This is a genomic window from Mesorhizobium sp. W050 (assembly GCF_054719535.1).
In genome coordinates this window covers 877,980-898,078 of sequence record NZ_JBTTIH010000001.1, presented here as the reverse complement: position 1 = coordinate 898,078, position 20,099 = coordinate 877,980, and the positions used below count along the sequence as shown (strand labels likewise).

Below are 20,099 nucleotides of genomic sequence, written 5' to 3'. Positions count from 1 at the left end.
GCGGCTATGCGCCCAATATCGGCCATTCAGCATTCCGCGGTCACTGCCTGAAAGCAGACATTGTCTACATCGCTGTGCGGCGGTACGGCCATGGCTGGAGGCCGGTCCGGGCAGGAATTGGCAGAGCGCCCCCACGTCGGCAGAGGCTGCCTCATCGAGCCATTTCGCCGGACCACCAGCTGTTGCGGAAATAGCCGAGATGGACGACTGGTGCCCGCATGGTCTTGGGACATCATATTGGTTCGCGGCACTCGTCGGAGATCAGTGCCGATGTTGATGATGAAGGTCTGGATAGTGCACATGAGAATGCCGCATAGGCTTATGACTGTGCCAATGCGAATGCGGCTCCGTCACCGGCCCGTCATGGGTATGTTGATGGTGTTCGTCATGAACATGGCTGTGCTCGTGCTCCAGCGCTTCGTGGTCATGCTCGTGCGCGTGCCGTTCAGCGAGATGAAGATAAAGGCCGGAAGCCATCAGGGCACCCGCCACAAGCAGCCGCAAGGTCAGGGGCTCACCGACAAGCACAATGGCCAGGAAGGCCCCGATAAAGGGCGCCAGCGAGTAGTACGCCCCCGTGCGTGCCGTACCGAGATGGCGCAAGGCCAGGATGAACATCACCAGGCTGACGCCGACGCCGAGAAAGCCCACGACGGCCGCCGCTCCCAACGACGCGGCGTGGGGAAACACGGCGCCGGACACCACTGCCAAACTAATGTTGACAGTGCCGGCCACCAAGCCCTTGAGCATGGCGATGGTCACCGGGTCAGTCGCCGAGATTTTGCGGGTCATGTTGTTGTCGATACCCCAAGCGACACAGGCGCCGACGACCAGCAGGGCACCCGCATTGACCGCAATCCCTTGCCCCGCCCACGACAGCACAATGGCACCGGCGAGGATGGCGCCCGCGCCGAGCAGCAGCCGACGATCGACATTCTCATGAAAGACTAGCCAAGCAATCGCCATGGTGGCCAAGCCTTCAACATTCAGCAGCAATGCTGCGCTCGACGCCGTGGTCAGAGCTAACCCGGACATAAGCAGGACCGGTCCAACGATGCCGCCCATGGCAATCGCTGCTGCCAGCCACGAAATATCGGCCCTGTGCAGCGAAGCTTCTGTTTGATCCCCGCCGGTCGAACGGCGGTACAGCCAGAACAACGCCAGCCCTAGTCCGGCGCCGAGGTAGAGCAAGCCCGCGAGCATCAGCGGGCTCACTGAGTCAAGGATAAGCTTGGAGAATGGCGAAACCGCTCCGAACAGGGCGGCGGAGCCTAGCGCGAGGGGGACACCGGGCCAGAGATGCGAATGGGAGTGCGATTCAGCCATGCTTCAAGTTTAGCACAGAGGACCGCTTGTTTGTCACGCCGCCCCTTTCCAGCGCAGGAGGCGCATGGCATTGGCCGTCACCAGAACGGTCGCGCCGGTATCGGCCATGATCGCCGGCCACAGGCCGGTGATTCCCAAGACCGTGGTCACGAGGAAGACGGCCTTGAGGCCGAGGGCCATGGTTATGTTCTGTTTGATGTTGGCCATGGTCGCCTTCGACAGCGCAATCATGGCGGCGACGTCGCCGACACGGCCATGCAGCACCGCCGCATCAGCAGTTTCGAGAGCCACGTCAGTGCCGCCGCCCATAGCAATACCCACGTCGGCCGCCGCAAGGGCTGGCGCGTCGTTGATGCCATCGCCGACCTTTGCCACGATGAGCGCCTGTCCCTTCAGCTCTCCAACAATACGCTGCTTGTCTTTTGGCAGTAGCTCGGCGCGAACCTCGATGCCGAGCTGTTTGCCGATCGCGGCAGCCGTGCGCTTGTTGTCGCCGGTCAGCATGACGGTCTTGATGCCGGAATCCGTCAGCGCCTTGACACCAGCCAAGGCGTCCGGGCGCGGTTCATCACACATCGCAATGGCGCCGGCCGCCTTGTTGTCGACGAGGACGACCGAGACGGTTTTGCCCTCGTCATTGAGCGCTGCGATTTGAGATTTTTGATCCTCAGTGAGCTTCGCCGTATCCTCGGCAGCCTGTGGCGATGCAAGGAAAACTTCGGTGCCTTCCACGTTCGCCTTGACCCCCTTGCCACCTAGAGCCTGCGCTTTGGACGCGGCCGGAGCCTGAACCTTGTCTGCAGACGCCTTTGCGAGGATGGCGATGGCAAGCGGATGGCTTGAGCCGGTCTCTAAGGCGGCAGCAAGACGCAGCACTTCGGCCTCCGATTTTCCGAAAGAAACCACGTCGGTGACCTGGGGCTTGCCGAGCGTGAGCGTGCCGGTCTTGTCAAGCGCCACGGCGGTGACCTTGCCGAGAGCCTCGAGGACCGCCCCGCCCTTCATCAGCAGGCCGCGCTTGGCGCCAGCCGAGAGCGACGCGGCGATTGCCGCCGGGACCGAGATGACCAGGGCACAGGGGCAGCCGATGAGCAACAGGGCGAGGCCTTTGTAGATCCATTCGTTCCAGTTGCCGCCGAAAACGAGAGGTGGAACCACGGCCACCATCGCGGCCACGCCGACCACAGCAGGCGTGTACCAGCGCGAGAAGCGGTCGACGAACCGCTCAGTTGGCGCCTTGCTCTCCTGGGCTTCCTCGACCAGCTTGACGACGCGCGCGATGGTGTTATCGGTGGCAACGGCGGTGACCTTGATGCGCAAAACAGCGTCGCCATTGATGGTGCCGGCGAAAACCTTGTCGCCGACGCATTTGCGCACCGGCACGCTCTCGCCTGACACCGGGGATTCGTCGATCGCGCTCTCACCCTCGGTGATCTCGCCATCGGCGGGAATCCGGTCACCCGGCCGCACCATGATCATGGCGCCGACTTCAAGGCTTTCGGCCGGCACCTCGCGCGTCTTGCCGCCCTTTTCAATGAAGGCCGTTTTCGGGACTAGCGTGGTCAGCGCTTGAATGCTCGAGCGCGCCTTTCCGGCGGCAACGCCCTCGAGAAGCTCACCGACAAGGAACAGGAAGACCACAGTGGCAGCTTCCTGGCCGGCGCCGATAATGACCGCACCGACGGCCGCTATGGTCATGAGCATTTCGATGGTGAAGGGAATGCCTGCGACGGCGGCCATGACGGCCCGTTTGGCGATAGGCACCAGGCCAACCAGCATGGCCGCGATAAAGACCCACACCCCGGACGCCGGCCACACATAGTGAATGGCAAACGCAAGGACCAGCGCCGCGCCGCTGGCGATCGTCAGGCGACCCTTGGGACTCTTCCACCACGGCCCCGAGGTTGGCGCGCGGTCGTGCCCGTGAAGGCCCTCTATTCCCTCCTCGCGGTCATCTTGACTTTCGCTGACCTGATCGTGGCTGGCGTGAGCATGGCCCGCATGGTAGTCGCCCGCATCGTCGTGGTCATTGTGATGGTGCTCTGCCCCGTCCAGCCCGACCTTTCCCTTTACCTTGAGTTCGGCAACCGTGTAGCCGAGGCCAGTCACCTTCTTTTCAAGTTCGGCGAGGTCACTCTCGGGCGTGTGCCTGACCGTCATGGTGCCGGCGGTGACGGACACGCTGACATCTTCGACGCCAGGGATGCGACGTACCGCTTTATCGATTTTGGTGGCGCAACCGGCACAGTCCATGCCTTCGACGCGATAACGTGTTTGTGCCTGGGACGCGGTCATAACATTCCTCTTGTATCGTTTGACTGCGACGCTACATCCTCTAGCGACTAGAGGAGCAAGCGAAATATGCTGAATGGAGTGACCATTGGCGAAGCGGCCCGGCAAAGCGGCGTGAAAGTACCGACCATCCGCTATTATGAGCAGATCGGACTTCTGCCTGCCCCATCCCGGAGCGAGGCTAATCGCCGCCACTATGAGGCTGCGGACCTGCGTCGGTTGACGTTCATTCGTCATGCCAGAGAGCTGGGCTTTGAAATCGACGCTATTCGGGCGCTTCTGACGCTGCAGGACGACCCAGGCCAGCCCTGCGCCACGGCCGACGCCATCGCCCGGATTCGACTAGGCGAGGTCAAACAGCGAATTCAGAGCCTGAACGCGCTCAAAGCCGAACTGGAACTGATGGTCGAAGGCTGCCGTCATGGTAAAGTCGGCGAATGCCGGGTGATCGAGGTTCTGGCCGACTATGATCAATGCCGAAACGATCACTGATGTCTTCGTATTTACGGCCACGTTCTAGGCAGCCGGTATGAGCGCAATTTTTCCTGCGACATCGATGCCAGATCGGGACTGGTGGACCGTATTGTGGCCGGATCCAGCAGGCCTCCTGCTGTCTTTGGGCGTGGCACCGGGTATGACAGTGCTCGATCTGTGCTGCGGCGATGGATATTTCACAGCTCCCCTAGCAAAGATCGTCGATGGCCGCGTTTACGCGCTCGATCTCGACCCTGCAATGATCGAGATGGCTCGTGCGGAAGCAGAGCAGGAGGGCGTTTCGGTTCTAAAATGGATCATAGCCGACGCCGGCGAGATCTCGCGATTGATCCCGGAAAAGCTGGATCTCGTTTTGATCGCAAATACACTCCATGGTGTTCCCGACCAGCCTGGCCTTGTCCAGGCCGTTGCCAAAACGCTCAGGCCTGGCGGCGTGTTCGCTGTCGTCAACTGGCACCCGGTGCCGCGCGAACAGACGACGGTACTCGGTCACCCGCGCGGGCCAAAGACGGACATGCGGATGCCTCCCGAGGCGGTGAGAGCCGTCGTCGAGCCGGCCGGCTTTCACCTGATAACGCTGATCGATCTGCCGCCCTATCACTACGGCATGACTTTTGAGCGCGCGTGACGACAGCTCGGGACGATCGTCTATCTACTACTCTAGGCGCCGGCGCACGCATGTAGCCACCTAGGTCTCCATTTCCAACGATGGGCGGACAGGTTTGCCATCTTCCGAGATTGCGACTGGCGCAATCTCAGGAATTCCGCCGTTGAGTAGGCTGCCAGGAAGGTTTCTGCCTGGTCCGCTATTTGACCTGAGCGCCCACAAGCCTTTCGGGTTAAGGTTCCTCTCGGAATTAGGGGCAGGCCCATACGGAATTTGCCAATTCTGTTTCAAACAGTAACTTCTGCTTTGTGTCGCTTTTGGGAGGCGTCTAGGTGGTCATTGACATTTTACTGGTTGCCCCGACCGATCTCCATCGGGTCCGGGACCTAGCCCTGGTCATCTGGCAGGCCCACTATACACCCCTGATCGGCGCAGACCTGGCGGCGGGCATCGTAGCCGATATCTATTCCATGCCCAGTCTCTACGCGGACATGCACGAGCGACGGCAAAGCTATTGGATCATTACGACAGACGGGAAGGACGCAGGTTATGCCTCCGCGTATGTCCAAGGCGGAACCCTGTGGATCAAGAAGCTGTATCTGCTGCCCGAAACCCGAGGGCTGGGATTGGGCAAACTCCTGATCGAGACAGTTCGCAACTACTTCGGCGTAGGGTATCCGCAAGCGCTCTTTGTCGCTGAAAAAAACCAATCCGCGATCGATTTCTACCGTTCCCAGGGGTTTTCGATCGAGCGTCTGGAGCCTGTAATGATGGGTCCACACCAATTCCATGACTACTTGATGACCAGAGCGGGTTCACCGGACGCAGCAGGAAAATAATGGCGCGTGACCCGGCTGGCGGCTATCGGCTCATTAATCCAATATATCTGTGGGCAGGCTCGTGTCCTCCCCTGCCTTGTCCCAAGCCTGCGCCGCAATCTTCCAGTTGCCCTGATCCTTCACCAAAAGCATCATTTCAACCACTCGCTCCAAGTTGATCTCGTTTTCGACATTCTCACAGGCTATAACTGCCACTGCTACATTGCCAAACACCTGTATCTTGCTGCCGAGAACCCTTTCATCAAGCGACAACAGGTCGCTTCCTGCGAGAGAACTCATTCGCTTGATGAACGCGGGGACGGATTGGGGCCGGGCCGGCCGCGATGAAGGAAACATTTGCGCATCCGGGAAAAAATCGGATCGGAATTTCTTCCAGTCGGGCTCGCCCGCCGCCTTCCAACTCATGCTTGCAAACTGGCGCGAGATCAGAGCCCGTATGGCGTTACAGTCGCTCTCAACGGTTGTGTCCATTGCAGAAACCTCCTCAGATCATACTCAGGGGTTAGCAGAGGATTCCCGGGCCGATTGGAACGCTGCACCCTTTGCGATAGCTGCTCCAAAACCTGGTCCAATAATGTGCTTTCCGCAACATCATTGGCATGCCATCCGAAACAGAACCGCTTCCTCCTGTTCTAGAACAAAGGTTGCATTACAACTGATGCCGGTGGGGACAAACGCATCCGTGATTGGATCCCCGCAGGAGGGCAGCTTCGATCTGCCGCCAGCTAACAGTGGACGTTCAGCTCTCGGCCCAAAACCGACATGTTGACTGAATGTCTGAAATGCGCCTAGAAGCCGACATCAGGGTTCGGCGTACCGAACGTCCTGTTTTGGGCTGATTCCGGACCGTCCGGTTTTAGAAGATTTCGGTGATAAGCCGCCGTTCGGCCACTGACATCATTCCGGAAATTCGGAGCATTTCGGCCGCCTCCCGAAAGCGGCCACTCCCATGCTTTTCTATCTGCAAATATCGCGCGGCATCAGGTTCTCCTGCATACTTGCGAGGATGATACCGAATGCGAATCGGGTCTACAAGCCGGGAGGCAATTGGTGGTCGTGAAGGCGTTAATCGACCATCCGGTAGCGGACTGGGTCTCGAGGAAGGTTTATGACTGGCTGTCGGGCCGGGCTTTATCGTGCGCTGTGAACGCTCGGAACCACCTGGTCAGAGCTCAGAAGATTGCGGACATATCCACGACCGTCTCCTACTTCTGTGCGACGCACGCGACTGAGGAGGCGGTGGCGTGCTTCGTCGCTTCGGCGAAAGCGAACGGCTACAGGTCGTGGGCGAGCAAGATGAATATCCGGGATCACGCCCAGAAGGTCGTGGTCGCGTCCTACACCCAGGTGATCGCCGACCATGCGGAACAGATCGAGCTGGCGATCGCTCACAGTCCTGCCGCCGATGACCTGCTTGCAAAGGTCAGATCGGGAGACAAAGAGGTCGTGTATCCGCTGGAGCTTCGGCTGTTCTCCTTCAATGAGGACGGGGAGAACCCGTCTCCCGCCGCCGCCAATGATGCCTTTGTGAGCCGATTCCCGGATATCCGAACTATGGTGGAGTATGTTCACAAGCGCGCGAACTTCCGAGATACGGCACTCTATGCTTGTGATGAGGGTGCTCCCGATCTAAGCAGAGAGCAGCTGGACATCGGTCTTCGGGAGCACACGTTCTTGACGATCGGCCTGATCTGGTCGGCTATAGATGTCACCTACCACAAAGTACCAGAGCCATTCGTCGACCAGATCCTGGGCGCGATATCGGCAGTGATCGACGAAGTCAGGCCTCCGCGGGTCTGCAAACATTGCGGGCAATAGTGGCAGAGAAGGCAAATCACCACTTCATCCCTCAGTTCTATCTGCGGAATTTCAGCGTTGGCGGTGACAAGCGGAAAGCCAAGGTCTTCTGCTACGATCAGTCGACGAGAAAGTCGTTCGAGACCTTGGTCCGGAACGTCGGCAGCCGGCGCCACTTCTTCCGCATCGACGTCAAGGGCTTCGACCCCAATCACATCGAAGACGGGATGGCTGAGATCGAGAGTGAAATCTCAAGGCATCTCGCCGAGGCGATCGCCGCCAAAGGCTTCCCTTCCGACGCCCATTTTTCCTCGATCATGCTGCTGATGGCGAATGTGGCCGTGCGCAATCCACGCTTCAGGTCGAACGAAGAATTTCATCTCAAGATCGTCAACGGCATGATGGTTATGATGCTGAAAGACAGGGATCGATTCGAGGACTCGGTGAAGGAGGCTCGAGAGAACGGCGTCCCGATCCGCGATGACATCAACTACGAGGATATGAAGGCTTTCATCGATCGCGGCGGATACGAGATCGCGATCGATCGGACCTACCTGATCGGATTGGAGCTCAAGGCGGTCCAGCCGGCCCTCGAACAGCTCGCTCGCAGGAGCTGGTCTCTCGTCTCGGCCGAGCCTGGCTGCACCTATGCGACGTCCGACGATCCGGTAATCCTAGATTGGGCTGACGGAAAGCCGAGGCCCTACTCGCCAGGATTCGGCCTCCAAAATACGATCGTTATGTTCACGATCTCGCCTGAGCTCGCCTTGGTCGGGCTTTTCGTCAAACAGCCCGCGCAGCGAGATCATCGCCGCGACCAGGTCGCCGCACTGAATACGAGCATTGCTCGATATGCGACCAAGCAGCTCTATGCTCGCGACGGGTCGTTCGAGCTCCACACCAGGACAGAGCCTTACGTCCGAGGCCAGGACCTTGGCGGGGCTTTGGAACGACAGGCGAGAGGTGGGGGCTGATGTCTGCTATTGGCGCGTAGCAGCAGTGTGTAAGGGCCGAGCGCATGTCCGCTTGTCCAATCAGATTGCCCAAAGGCGCCATTCTGCTTCCCACCCAATAGGTGCCGTAGACGTCGCCCCAGGTGCTTCCACGTAGGAAATGATTTCCCGTCGCCGATATGGGGCCGAAACCGGTACGGCAACTTTCGAGCCGATCGCTCATGATAGCAGACCTCGCCCTTGAGGCCGGCTCCGACACATCGCGACCTTGAAGATCAAGCGCTCAGCCAACTAGAAGCCAATCCCTCTACGCCAGGTTTAACGCGCACGCACGTTCTCACACCGCGCGTAAGCCGCCGAGCAAGACGGCGCTAGGGCGCGTTCTCCAGTCCAACCTCGGGAAGCTGACCGCCACGGTCTTGGCCCCAGGAGCACTCCCTGTCGAAACCAGCCCGCAAGGTCGTTCGCGTCGGGGACGTTGATCTATAGGTTTGGGCTAACATGCACTGCACTCCAACTCACGCGCGCCGCTTCCATGCCGGGTCTGCTCGCGGAGAATATAGGTTTTGTCCACAGGCTGATTACCGCCGCCAATCACCAAGCTCTTTAGGCGAAAATGGATCGCAAGCGGACTGGCAGCTTGCAGGCATTCGCAAACGAAAGCGGACTTGTGTGTGAGACTAGCGTCGCTTCAGAAATGACACAGACGCTCCAGACCGTCGTCAGCTTCCTAGCTCATTTTGATACCAATAGTATGGTCATCCCGCGTGTAGTAACGGCCGATGGTGTAGGCTTCGTCGTCCAGCTCCGGCGCAATCATTGAGGTCGCATAAATGACCTGATGATCGACGGCGCTCTCCTGAGACACTCGTGCGATTTGCAGTTGAAAATTGTGGCTTCGCTGAACCTCCATCCCCTTGTCCTCTGTGATGTCGATGATCGCAAAACGAGGATGTCGGAAGAACGCATTTTTATTCGCTGCGGCGAAGAACCCGAGATAAAAACTGCTTTTCAGGATGACCCGTGAGCTCGCAGAGAAATAGCTTTGGCCGTCAACGCTGATCCGATTTGCGCCAAATTCGAACTGAACGCTTCTAGCCGCTTCAAATGCCTCTTCGCGTCTGAGATCGTTGTGAAGCAGTTTCAAGATTTCGGCTTCGATACGACTGTAAGCTAATTCCAATCGAGTGCTTTGAGATGCCTTCAGCACGTCATTCTCGTTGCGCAGCTCTGTGATCCGCGCATTTAGTGCCCCCTTGGTTTGTGAAAGGTCATGCACCCGTTGCGCTATCTTAGCTGTCTCTTCGAGGTTCTCGCGTTGCCGCTCAAGGTATCCCGCCTCGCGTTGGAGTTTGCGGAGCGCTGAAGTGCCATCCGTTGTAGGCAGTCTCTGAAGTGCAGCAAGGTCTTCCGCAGCCTTGTTCCATTCGGCGGTCAAATCGTGAAGTCTGGCGTCCAACTTAGATAGCTCAGAGCGGCGCTTCTGCTGGAGATACGTCGATTGCTTGATCTGTAAAGCGGTGTCGTTGATAAGCGCTACAATTCGATCGCTGGCCTTTGCGCTCTCGAACGATGTTTTGCAGAGATGGCACTTGGAATGGTCATCACTCTCATCAATCGGTGAATAGCACGATGGACAGAAGGCAAATTTCACTTCACCCAAATATTGGGCCACGGTCGAGGTGTCGGTCAAAGCAGTGAGCTTGCGTTGCAAGCTTTGAACGAATGCATCGGAATCAGCGATCGTTAGCGCGATTGAGTCACGTTGAGAGCGCACCTCACTTATTTGCCCCTGCAAAGACCGCAGGCGATCGTACGCTTGATGTTGAGCTTGGAGCGTCACCTCCACAGCTTTAGCACCCGCAAAAAGGTCGCGTTCGGCCGTCTCGATAGCAGTTTGAAGTTCGGCCTGACGAGCCAACAGAACAGAACGCTCCGCCTCAATCCAATCCATTGTAAGGGGTTGTCCTGACCCACCGACGACAGACAAGAGCGTTCGCAACTGCGCACTCACTTCATCGAATTCGCGAGTTCGAACTCTGATTTCAACTTCGTTTTCGTACAGCGCATTGTCATAGGCACCGCACAACAGCCTTCCGATCGTTTCGCGCAGCAAAGGGGGATCAAATCGTTCGAACCTGAAGATGTCTTCAAGCGGGCTCAGTTGGTCGGCGTACAGGAGTCTCAAAATTTGATGCATTGTTAGGTTCTGAGCGGCCTCGCCACTCTTAACCTCAGGAATGCCCAAAAGTCGGAACAGGGCTTGAGAGAAGCTTTCTTTGGACTCTGAGCGCTTGTACGGGTATCTAACCCACTCCGTTCTTGGCGCGCGTTCCGAAGCCTCAAAGTCGCCACCAAACAGTTCCATCGGCTGACCACTTTGCTCAGAGATTTGACGCGATAGGGTCGCGCTATTTCCATTTATTGAAACTTCGACGCTGACGCTTGAACATAAAAGCGCCACGGCGCTCCAATCGGCGAGATCGCCGCCCAGCCCATAGAAGAGGAAATTCAACACCGTGGACTTGCCAGACGAATTCTCACCTCGAATCACATTGACGCCAGGATGAAAGAGTTCGTCAAAAACGCGATTGGTGTTGCGATACACCACTAGGCGTTTGACGATCAGGGTTGGCTCAAACTGCATCATAACGATGCTCCAATAGGCCAGTGCGGTGCTTTAGTCCGTCCATGCCATTAAGCGGAAATTCTGCCAAAGCTCCGAGAACAGCGAGAAGGTCCGCCTCGGAGGCGTTGGCTGCAAGAATCCGCGTAACAACAGCTTCTGGAAGCTGCTCCGCAGTCGCCACTACAGTGCCGTTTTCAAGCGCCTCCTTGTCGATCAGTGATCGCAGCGCCAAGGCCTGAAGAGCGGCCTTCTGCATCGGTTCCATACGATTGAAGACCATACGATCATCGGGCTGCTCCCCGTATGGAACGGTGTGCTGGTAGCTCTTGGCAACTACTTTCAGCGTGCGCATGGTGACGGGAGCGCGCATGCCGGCAAGCCTGAACGGAAACAGGAGATAGAAATCTAAAATTCGGACGTGATCTATGGCCAAAGGCTTAGGAGGTTTGCGGAACAAATCTCGCAATCGCAGGAGCCGGAATACTGCATGCAGTGGGTCAAATGCCGGCTGGAAGGCGATTTGATTCACTTGTGCCACCTCACAAAACAGCGCTCGGCCAGCCAATAGATCATGCCCATCGCGGCTGCATGAGAGAAGTCTACGGTTTCGGTGCCGCATTCGGAAATGGTAGGCGTGACTACGCGATCTGTGATGAGTTGGTTGATACCACTTTCGTCCAGCGAGCCAATTTTGGGTGAGATAGAATAGGTAAATTCGTGAACCGCGCGCCCTAAAAGGTGCGCGAATATCTCTTGGGCTGAAGGATATAGAGACCAGCGTTCGAGCAGCTTTGCGAATGCCTCTTTCGTTTCCAGAGCAATGTCTTTCTCGTGGGAGCGGCCTGCCTTGTCGAGCTTTGCTTCGAGGCCAATCACTCCGTCGGAAACGGATTTATATTGCTGAAACTGCTGAAGCTTTTCTATAACATGCTGAATTTCAACCTTTTTCTCAACCTCCGTCTGAAGCTTTTTGATTAGCACTCCGACGAAGCCCAATTGAGCCTGATGATTCACAATCGTGAGTTTGTTACCGCCGACGATGTCGCCGTGCGCAGTGGCACTGTTCTGATCGACGAGCCCCTTCATCAAGCGGTCGGGACCGAGCTAGCTTCGGTCAGACTTGTTACCGCCGACGATGTCGCCTCCGGCCCGTGTGCGACTTTGGTCCACAACTGAACCGCTGCCCTTAACGCTGTTTTGGCGAACCATTTTCAGCGTGAGAAGCGAGCCGCCAATACCGCCTCCGACCAGACCACCGAGGAAACTCCAAATTTCGAACGAGTACTGACCAAACATACGCCCTCCCGATTCGTTTTTTTGCTTGCCCAAACGCTTATTAACACAGTTCGTGGACGAAAGTCGTCTGATTGAAGAAAGGGTCTTGTTAATCAGGCGTCTGTCTGCGGCGCATGTCCGACCCAGGAACAGATCTGCAATAATGTCTGCTTTAAGGCAATGGCAAGCTTGGCCGTTTCGGCCGACATGCGGCGCAAAGCTGCCCAAGGGGGAACCTGTCGAATGACCACGAGGGGGCGAGATACGACTGGACTTCATACGGCAACGAAGCATTGGTGTTCTCAGCGCTGCGTAAGAGCAGCGGATTAACACCGAGCAGAATCTCCAGCCCGCCAGGACAGCGGGCTTCGGTCAGTACAAGCGCCGGAATGGTCCGGGCTTCGAACTGACGGAGATTTGAAATGTCTATCCTCAACAACGCCATTGCGAAGGCCGACAATGCGGAAGCCGCTGATACGGCGTCCACCGTCGACAACAGCACCCCAACCCGGAAGCTCCGCGCGAAATCGGGGGCGACCATCTTGGTCAAGAAAGCCAAGGATGAGGTTCTGGCGGCGCCTACCAAAACCGACATCGTCCTCAAGAAGCTGAAGTCGGCCAAAGGCGTTACAATCCAAACCCTGATGGATGCGACTGGATGGCAGGCGCACTCAGTTCGCGGCTTTCTCTCCGGTACCGTCAAGAAGAAACTCGGCCACGAAGTCCTCAGCGAAACCGGGAAGGACGGACAGCGGCGGTACCGCATTGTCGAGGCGAAGACGGCCGGTTGACCTCAATGCGCAAGCGACGCGATCTAGATGGTGAGATCGCCGGAGTCGGCGATCTCACCCGAGATGAACTGGCAACAGCCTGGACAAAGGCCTATGGCTGCCCGCCGCCCAAAGGGGTCAAACGTGGGTTGCTTGAGCGGTCGGCTGCCTGGCATTTTCAGGCCAAGCGTTTGGGTGGTTTGACTTCGACCATCAAGAAAACTCTTGCGGCAGGCAACGCGCGTCGGACCAACGTGAACGCTATCCAACCGGGCAATACCGGATTGGATCGCCAGGCTCGCGTTCCATCAGCCCAGCAGGCCCCGAAGTCCTCGCCGCAATCTCTTCCGCCTAAGGCCGGCTCCCGCCTTATGCGGGAATGGAATGGCCGGATGCACATCGTCGAAGTTGTCGACGAGGGCTTCGTGCTCGACGGCAAAACGTACGGATCGTTGTCGGCTGTCGCCCGCCGCATCACCGGCACCCATTGGTCTGGCCCGAGGTTCTTTGGGCTATGACGATGACCCCTCGCCTGAACTGCGCAATCTACACTCGCAAATCGACAGAAGAAGGCCTGGAACAGGAGTTCAATTCGCTAGATGCCCAGCGCGAAGCGGCCTTCATCGCATCGCAAGTAGGTCTTGGCTGGAAGCTTGTCCCAGACCACTACGACGATGGTGGCATCTCTGGTGGCACGATGGAGCGCCCTGCCCTGCGGCGTCTCCTGCAAGACATCCGGGACAAAAAAGTCGATGTGGTGGTGGTCTACAAGATCGATCGCCTGACCCGATCGCTGATGGATTTCTCCAAGATCGTCGAGATCTTCGATGCCAGCTCCGTCTCGTTTGTCTCGGTGACACAGCAGTTCAACACCACCACCTCAATGGGCAGGCTCACCCTCAACGTACTTTTGTCCTTCGCTCAGTTCGAGCGAGAGGTCACGGCAGAGCGTATCCGGGACAAGATTGCTGCATCGAAGAAGAAAGGCATGTGGATGGGCGGGGTGGTGCCACTGGGCTATCGCGTCGAGTACCGCAAGCTGGTGATTGACGAAACCGAGGCACAAACAGTCAGACAACTCTTCGCCCGCTATCTCACTCTGAAGTCGGTCCGGGACCTCGTTGATGAGGCTGCGAGCGACGGACTCTCGACACGATCGCGACAGCGCAAAGACGGATCAGTCGCAGTCACCATGCCGTTTGGTCGCGGCAACCTCTACCACCTGCTTTCGAACCCGATCTACATCGGCAAGATCAGGCACAAGGAACAAATCTACGATGGAGAGCACGAGCCGATCGTCACGTTGGCCACATTCGAGGAGGCCCAGGCACTTCTCGCCTCGCAGGCACCGCGGAGACGAAGCCAGTCCAATGTCACGCAAGAGCATTTGCTCACCGGTTTGCTCTTCGATGAAGCGGGCGAGAAACTCCGATCGGTTCATGCCAACAAGCGAGGTGTTCGCTACCGCTACTATGTTTCAAAGCAGTTCGTCCATGAGCGCAGGAAAGGTTCCGGGGGCTGGCGTCTTCCGGCACCCGCATTTGAATCAGTTGTTGAGCATCGCTTGAATCGGATTCTCAGTGATCAAGCCCAACTGTCTGATTGGATTCGGCAATGGGCCGAGGCTGGCGAAATCCGGTCGGCGATGCGGCAAGCCGAAGAGTTGCGGTCGCGCTGGGCTTCAGACACTGCAGACGCGAAGCGATCCATGCTTCAAAAGATCGTTCGCAAGATTACCCTCAAGCAGGGGTCATTGACAATCGACCTGGATCGCCGCTCGCTGTCGGAATTGCTTCTCAACCGGACACTGCCACCAAACGAGGGCGCGCAGGTAACTTCCATCGAATGCCCAATCGGCATGAAGCGGCGCGGCGTCGAAACGCGGATCGTGCTTACCGACGGATCCAACATCAACCGGGCACCCGACGGCGCGTTGATCGACCTTCTACGCCGCGCCCACCTGTATCTCGGCCAACTTGTAGATGGAGCCGGCCGCAGCCTCACCGATGTTGCCATGCTCAACGGCACCGATATATCTGAGGTCAGCCGCCTCCTGCCCTTCGCTTTCCTCGCTCCAAAAATTGCGACCGACATAGTTGCAGGTGATCAACCTGTTGAGTTAACGGCGCACCGGCTGTCCCGATTGTCGGACCTCCCCCTTGCCTGGGCCGACCAGGCTTCACTCCTCGGCCTCTAACGATCCGGCGAGCATCTCGCTGATCAGTCGACCATCACTTTGGCAAACACTTGGCTACGGAATTCGCCCAACCGAGACGGACGACCAAAAGTCAGGTGTTTTGGGCGCTCACTGCGTCTTCTCAGCCAAGTGTTGCCGACTACTCGGCGCTAACCCACGGAAATGTCGACGCTATTCTGAGACGGTCGAAAAACCCGGAAATTGGGCGGACTGGATGGTGGGCCCGGAGGGACTCGAACCCCCAACCAAGCGGTTATGAGCCGCCGGCTCTAACCATTGAGCTACAGGCCCCACGCGCGCTGGATTAGTGTTTTTCCTTGCGCGGCACAAGGCTTTCCGGACGGGCTGGCCGAGATCGCCCAAATCAGCCCATATTCGCGCCCTAGTCGACAGGCGCGACTGGATCGCACATCGAGGAGATTTTCATGACCAGACATATTTTGCCGCTCGCACTTGCCGCCGCGATCGCTTTTCCGGCGATGGCAAGCGCTGCCGATTCGCTGCCCCCGCCCCGCATCATCGTGTCGGGTGAAGGCCAGTCGACCGTGGCGCCCGACCTGGCGCTGCTGACGCTCAGCGTCATGCGCGAGGCCAAGACCGCACGCGCGGCACTCGACGCCAACAACGACGCCATGGCCGCCGTGATCGCGGCAATGAAGTCGGCAGGGATCAAGGATCGCGACCTGCAGACCGCCGGCATCCAGATCAACCCGCGTTACAATTACACCAACAAGCCCGACGGCAGCCAGGAAGCCGAGCTTGTCGCTTACCAGGTGACCAACACACTCTCGGTGCGCATTCGCGACATCGACAAAACAGGTGAGGTCCTCGACAAGGCTGTGTCGCTCGGCGTCAACCAGGGCGGCGGCATTTCGTTCTCCAACGAGGATCCGAAGGCTGCCGTCACCGAAGCCCGCAAGAAGGCGGTCGCCGATGCCATGGCCAAGGCCAAGACGCTGGCCGAAGCCGCCGGCGTCAGCATCGGCCGGGTGCTGGAAATCACCGACCAGAACGTTGCGCCGGCGCCGATGCCGATCAATGCCAAGGCCTTCGATGCGGCAGGCGCCGCGGTTCCCGTGCAGGCCGGCGAGAATGCCTACGCCGTGCAGGTAACAGTGACATTCGAGCTTAAGTAGCAGGCCGCCGGGCCGGGCGCGGTTCTGCTGAACCCGTCGGCCGGAACCGCTATCGCCGACATGAAAAACCCCGGAGGACTGGCCTCCGGGGTTTTTTCGAGCCGCACCCTTCCGCGGAGGGAAAGGGGCTCCTGGCTGACCCTAGAAGGGTCATGCCGCTACTCCAGGCTGATCCTCGCGGAGGAACATGCCTCCGGATCGACCTTCGCAGAAGGTCGTATCCCAGACTGATCTTCGCAGAAGATCAGTCTGGTTCTCTTAGCGATAAATAACCGGGCAGCCGCGCTCATTGGCGAACACGATCACAACGCGATCGCCATACTGACGGCCGGCGACCTTCACCACGCGGCGATTGACATCGACGATGCGGACGCGGTGCAGGCCCATGCGCTCGGCCTTGTCGAGGGCGCGATCCGGCGAGCAGCGGCGCCAATTGCGGTCACGGCGAAAGCCGTCCTCATCGTCGCCGGTGTAGACGCCGACGCGGCGGTCATGGTTGTTGCCGAAGCCGAGATAGATCGAGTCCGCCTGGGCGGGCACTGCGGCAAGCGTGCCGAGAGCTACGAGACCCGAAAGGGCTGCCGTCTTGAATGAGTTGAACATTGTCTTCTCTCCTTGTTGAGGGCTTGCGCCCGTCTTGGTCGAACCGATGGGGGGAGAATGCTCCTTGCAATCTGAACTCTTCGCGAACCGGCCGTTCATTTTCGGTTAATCTGCCCGACAGGTTGAAAGCAACCGCCCCTTCCACCGCTGCAAACGATCCTGACCGTCAAAAACGTCCAATGGCGCAGAACGCCCTATGGCAGCGTCCGTTCCAGAATGCTCAGGGCTCGTCATCGAGCATATAGTCGAAATAGTCGTCCGGCTCGGCCAGATCGGTCTCACTGGCGCGGACGCGGCCGCGCATGGAGATGCCGGCATCATGAACGGTCTCGGCACTTCCCGACACCAGCCTGTGCCACCAATAGAGGTCGTGCCCCTCGGCAACCAGCCGGTAGGCACAGGTTTTCGGCAGCCACGTGATGGTGCGCACATTCTGCGGCGTCAGCCCGACACAGTCCGGCACGCGCGCCAGCCGGTTGGCATAGTCCGAACAGCGGCAGCTTTGCCCATCGAACAGCCGGCAGCCGACTGATGTCCAGTAGATCTCGCCGGTGTCCTCGTCCTCGAGTTTAGACAGGCAGCATTTTCCGCAGCCGTCGCACAGCGATTCCCACTCGGTGGGCGTCATCGCTTCCAGCGTCTTGGTCTTCCAGAACGGCGTTTCCATTATGGGTCGAGATGTGGCCTCCGCATGCGGCAAGGTCAAGCTGTTGTGTGACTTCAAGTTCCGGCCGCACCATAGGAAAAACATGAAGTTGCCTTCAAAACGCCGGTCAATCGTCCTTGGGTGCGGGTAATGCCCGCAAACCGGAACCAATCCGGTCAAGGACAGTTTGGGCAGGGATGGGACCCCACAAGGAGAATTTAAGATGAAACGCCAACCACGGGTACTGGCAGGTACGGCACTTGGCCTGCTTATGGCATCCGCGCCGTTGGGCGCATCCCCGTTGCAGGGCAACGCCGTTTTCGGCCCCTTGCAGCACACGGCCGCGCCACTGATCCTGGTCCAGGACGACCCTGCTGCAGATGGTCAGCAGACCGACCAGGAACTGCCGCGCAAAAAGAAACGCCAGCAGGCCGAACAGGCAGCGCCGGCCGCCGAGCAGCCTGCACCGGCTGCAGAGCAACCCGCCCCTGCCGCCGAGGAACAACAGCCGCGCAGGAAGAAGCGGGATCAGCAGCAGACCGAGCAGGCCCCGGCCGAACAGGCCGCACCTGCCGCCGAGGAACAGCAGCCGCGCAAAAAGAAGCGCAATCAACAGCAGCAGATCGAGGCGGCGCCTGCGGATGAGGGCGGCGCCCAGGCAGCGCCGGCGACCGATGAGCAGCCGCTCAAGCCACGCAAGAAGAAGCGTGACCAGCAGCAGATCGAGGCAGCACCGGCTGAACAACCGGCCGAACAGGTAGCTCCGGCAAATGAAGAACAGCCGCTAAAGCCACGCAAGAAGAAGCGCGACCAACAGCAGATCGAAGCGGCGCCCGCTGAACAGCCGGCCCAGCAGCCTGCCGAGCAGGCAGCGCCCACCGAACAGGTGGCGCCGGCAAACGACAACAAGTCGGGCAAGAAAAAGCGAAAGCAGGATCAGCAGATTGAGGCCGCGCCTGCCGACAAAGCGCCAGACGTCAAAGTTGCGCCTGCCGAAGAGCCCGCGCCGCAGGCCGAGCCGATTCAGCCCCCGGCCGATCAGCAAGCGGCTCCCGCCGAAGGTGAACAGCCGAAGGATCAGGCGAAAAAGCACGGCAAAAAAACTGTCGGCGAACAGCCGGTGACGGGCGAACAGCAGCCTGCGACCGGTGAACCACAGCCTGCGGAGCAACCGGCCAATGCCGAGCAGCCCGCGCAACGTGAGACGCCGGCGCAAGGCGAAGCCACGGCCAACCCCGACGAAGCACCCATCCTGGACAGCCAGAAGGATGCCAGGCGCAAGCACCGCAAGGACCAGGGCGGCAACAGCCAAAATGGGAACGGCCAGAATGCTGGCGGCCAGACGGGCGAGCAGCCCGCTCAGGGCGGCACCGAGGCGCAAGCCCCGAAGCCGGCTCCGGTCGACCAGGGACCGCCGCCCATCGACGACAAGTCAGCTCAGCAGGCAATTCAGCCAGAAAAGATCGCCCCGGTGACGGAGGAAAAAGGCAAACGCGTCGAGCGTGCACCCGATGAGAACGTCCGCGACCGCCGGCGTCCGAAAGGCGTCGACGTCGTCAAGGAACTCGGCGACCGCGTCATCCTGCAGTTCAACAACCAGACGATCGTGGAAAGCAATGACGCTCCGCGCATGCACCGCGGCGCCAGGAATGTTTACTATGAGGAACTGTCGGGCGATCGCTCTCGGGAAATCGTCGAGCGCGACAATGGCATCCAGATCGTCACCATCCGCAACCGCAATGGCGACGTCATCAGGCGATCGCGCATCACGCCGGATGGGCACGAATATGTGCTGAGCTATGTCGACGAGCGCAGCTATGACGACGACAATGACTGGCGCGATCCCGGTGACGACCTGCCGCCGATGCGGCTCACCATCCCGCGCCGCGAGTACATCCTCGATTCGGAAGATGTCGAAAGCCCGGACGATTATTACGAGTTCCTCGAACAACCGCCGGTGGAGAAGGTCCAGCGCCTCTATTCCATCGACGAAGTGAAGCGTTCGGCGCGCGTGCGCGACATTGCCCGTCGCGTCGACCTCGATACATTGAACTTCGAGTTCGGCTCGGCCTCGATATCCGACACCGAAGTGCAGAAACTGGAAGGCGTCGCCACGGCCATGGAGAAACTGTTGAAGAAGAACCCGGCCGAAACCTTCCTGATCGAAGGCCACACCGATGCGGTTGGCACGCCGGAAGCAAACCTTGCTCTGTCCGACCGGCGCGCTGAGTCTGTCGCCGAAGCGCTGACCAATGCCTTCGGGATCCCGCCGGAAAACCTGACCACTCAGGGCTATGGCGAGGAATACCTGAAGGTCAACACCACGGCGCCCAACCGCGAGAACCGCCGTGTCGGCATCCGTCGCATCACCTCGCTGGTGGCACCGGTGGCGAGTAACAATTGATCTGCTTTCCAATGGCTTGAGCAGCTTTCTGGAATCAGATCGACAACAAGGACCCATCCCGGCAGATCGGGATGGGTCGAGCTGCGGACAGCAATCCCGGTTCAGCAAGAATTGTACTGGTATTAGAACC

General features: G+C 58.9%; 18 protein-coding genes, 1 tRNA gene and 1 pseudogene. 10 read left to right on the top strand and 10 right to left on the bottom strand.

The window, feature by feature from the left end:
• Positions 1–93: 93 nt before the first annotated feature.
• The 3 genes and pseudogenes from ACYG9Y_RS04335 to ACYG9Y_RS04325 form a co-directional block, all read right to left on the bottom strand.
• Positions 94–220: pseudogene (locus ACYG9Y_RS04335) on the bottom strand (chromate transporter); the annotation flags it as partial.
• 41 nt (positions 221–261) lie between these two features.
• Positions 262–1,326 (bottom strand): DMT family transporter, encoded by a 1,065-nt coding sequence (locus tag ACYG9Y_RS04330; RefSeq protein WP_023740163.1) that lies wholly within the window; start codon positions 1,324–1,326, stop codon positions 262–264.
• Between the two features lie 33 nt (positions 1,327–1,359).
• A complete protein-coding gene (locus tag ACYG9Y_RS04325; protein WP_023740164.1) occupies positions 1,360–3,621 on the bottom strand; it encodes a heavy metal translocating P-type ATPase in 2,262 nt (753 codons plus the stop codon).
• A gap of 69 nt (positions 3,622–3,690) precedes the next feature.
• Between ACYG9Y_RS04325 and ACYG9Y_RS04320 the strand changes: the two genes are divergently transcribed.
• From ACYG9Y_RS04320 to ACYG9Y_RS04310, 3 genes are all read left to right on the top strand, one after another.
• A complete protein-coding gene (locus ACYG9Y_RS04320; RefSeq protein ID WP_156942345.1) occupies positions 3,691–4,110 on the top strand; it encodes a MerR family transcriptional regulator in 420 nt (139 codons plus the stop codon).
• Between the two features lie 37 nt (positions 4,111–4,147).
• Positions 4,148–4,741: a class I SAM-dependent methyltransferase gene (locus tag ACYG9Y_RS04315; protein ID WP_023740166.1), complete on the top strand. Its 594-nt coding sequence runs from the start codon at positions 4,148–4,150 to the stop codon at positions 4,739–4,741.
• Positions 4,742–5,052: 311 nt separating this feature from the next.
• On the top strand, positions 5,053–5,559 hold the full coding sequence (locus tag ACYG9Y_RS04310; RefSeq protein ID WP_023740167.1) for a GNAT family N-acetyltransferase: 507 nt from the start codon (positions 5,053–5,055) through the stop codon (positions 5,557–5,559).
• Positions 5,560–5,592: 33 nt separating this feature from the next.
• Here the strand turns inward: ACYG9Y_RS04310 and ACYG9Y_RS04305 are convergent, their stop codons facing one another.
• A complete protein-coding gene (locus ACYG9Y_RS04305; protein ID WP_023740168.1) occupies positions 5,593–6,030 on the bottom strand; it encodes a nuclear transport factor 2 family protein in 438 nt (145 codons plus the stop codon).
• A 579-nt stretch (positions 6,031–6,609) separates the two neighbouring features.
• On the opposite strand from ACYG9Y_RS04305, the gene ACYG9Y_RS04300 reads away from it, so the two are divergent.
• The gene (locus ACYG9Y_RS04300) at positions 6,610–7,377 is read left to right on the top strand and encodes a hypothetical protein (RefSeq protein WP_198018665.1); all 768 of its coding nucleotides are present in this window, start codon (positions 6,610–6,612) and stop codon (positions 7,375–7,377) included.
• A complete protein-coding gene (locus tag ACYG9Y_RS04295; protein WP_023740170.1) occupies positions 7,377–8,330 on the top strand; it encodes a DUF4238 domain-containing protein in 954 nt (317 codons plus the stop codon). Before ACYG9Y_RS04300 ends, ACYG9Y_RS04295 begins: the two co-directional genes overlap by 1 nt.
• A 709-nt stretch (positions 8,331–9,039) precedes the next feature.
• Here ACYG9Y_RS04295 and ACYG9Y_RS04290 read toward each other — a convergent pair.
• The 3 genes from ACYG9Y_RS04290 to ACYG9Y_RS04280 are packed head-to-tail and all read right to left on the bottom strand — an operon-like array spanning position 9,040 to position 12,024.
• On the bottom strand, positions 9,040–10,959 hold the full coding sequence (locus ACYG9Y_RS04290; protein WP_023740171.1) for an AAA family ATPase: 1,920 nt from the start codon (positions 10,957–10,959) through the stop codon (positions 9,040–9,042).
• A complete protein-coding gene (locus tag ACYG9Y_RS04285; protein WP_023740172.1) occupies positions 10,946–11,467 on the bottom strand; it encodes an ABC-three component system middle component 5 in 522 nt (173 codons plus the stop codon). The genes ACYG9Y_RS04290 and ACYG9Y_RS04285 overlap by 14 nt, the downstream gene beginning before the upstream one ends.
• Positions 11,464–12,024, bottom strand: coding sequence for an ABC-three component system protein (locus ACYG9Y_RS04280; protein WP_023740173.1), 561 nt, complete (start codon positions 12,022–12,024; stop codon positions 11,464–11,466). Before ACYG9Y_RS04280 ends, ACYG9Y_RS04285 begins: the two co-directional genes overlap by 4 nt.
• A gap of 611 nt (positions 12,025–12,635) precedes the next feature.
• Here ACYG9Y_RS04280 and ACYG9Y_RS04275 point away from each other — a divergent pair.
• From ACYG9Y_RS04275 to ACYG9Y_RS04265, 3 genes are read left to right on the top strand one after another with little or no spacing between them, the layout of a single operon-like run.
• Positions 12,636–13,004 (top strand): DUF3489 domain-containing protein, encoded by a 369-nt coding sequence (locus ACYG9Y_RS04275; protein ID WP_023740174.1) that lies wholly within the window; start codon positions 12,636–12,638, stop codon positions 13,002–13,004.
• A 5-nt stretch (positions 13,005–13,009) separates the two neighbouring features.
• Positions 13,010–13,501, top strand: a complete 492-nt coding sequence (locus tag ACYG9Y_RS04270) for a DUF2924 domain-containing protein (protein ID WP_023740175.1) — start codon at positions 13,010–13,012, stop codon at positions 13,499–13,501.
• A 2-nt stretch (positions 13,502–13,503) separates the two neighbouring features.
• Entirely contained in the window at positions 13,504–15,180 is a 1,677-nt protein-coding gene (locus ACYG9Y_RS04265; RefSeq protein ID WP_031253246.1) for a recombinase family protein, read from the top strand.
• A gap of 215 nt (positions 15,181–15,395) precedes the next feature.
• Here the strand turns inward: ACYG9Y_RS04265 and ACYG9Y_RS04260 are convergent.
• A tRNA-Ile gene (locus ACYG9Y_RS04260) sits at positions 15,396–15,471 on the bottom strand.
• Between the two features lie 134 nt (positions 15,472–15,605).
• Here ACYG9Y_RS04260 and ACYG9Y_RS04255 point away from each other — a divergent pair.
• Positions 15,606–16,316, top strand: a complete 711-nt coding sequence (locus tag ACYG9Y_RS04255; protein ID WP_023705824.1) for an SIMPL domain-containing protein — start codon at positions 15,606–15,608, stop codon at positions 16,314–16,316.
• Between the two features lie 258 nt (positions 16,317–16,574).
• On the opposite strand, the gene ACYG9Y_RS04250 is transcribed toward ACYG9Y_RS04255, so the two are convergent.
• On the bottom strand, positions 16,575–16,919 hold the full coding sequence (locus ACYG9Y_RS04250) for a hypothetical protein (RefSeq protein ID WP_023713887.1): 345 nt from the start codon (positions 16,917–16,919) through the stop codon (positions 16,575–16,577).
• Between the two features lie 220 nt (positions 16,920–17,139).
• Positions 17,140–17,586, bottom strand: a complete 447-nt coding sequence (locus ACYG9Y_RS04245) for a YcgN family cysteine cluster protein (RefSeq protein WP_023672465.1) — start codon at positions 17,584–17,586, stop codon at positions 17,140–17,142.
• 202 nt (positions 17,587–17,788) lie between these two features.
• Between ACYG9Y_RS04245 and ACYG9Y_RS04240 the strand changes: the two genes are divergently transcribed.
• Complete coding sequence (locus tag ACYG9Y_RS04240; RefSeq protein WP_023740177.1) at positions 17,789–19,969, top strand: OmpA family protein; 2,181 nt, start codon at positions 17,789–17,791, stop codon at positions 19,967–19,969.
• Positions 19,970–20,099 lie beyond the last annotated feature (130 nt).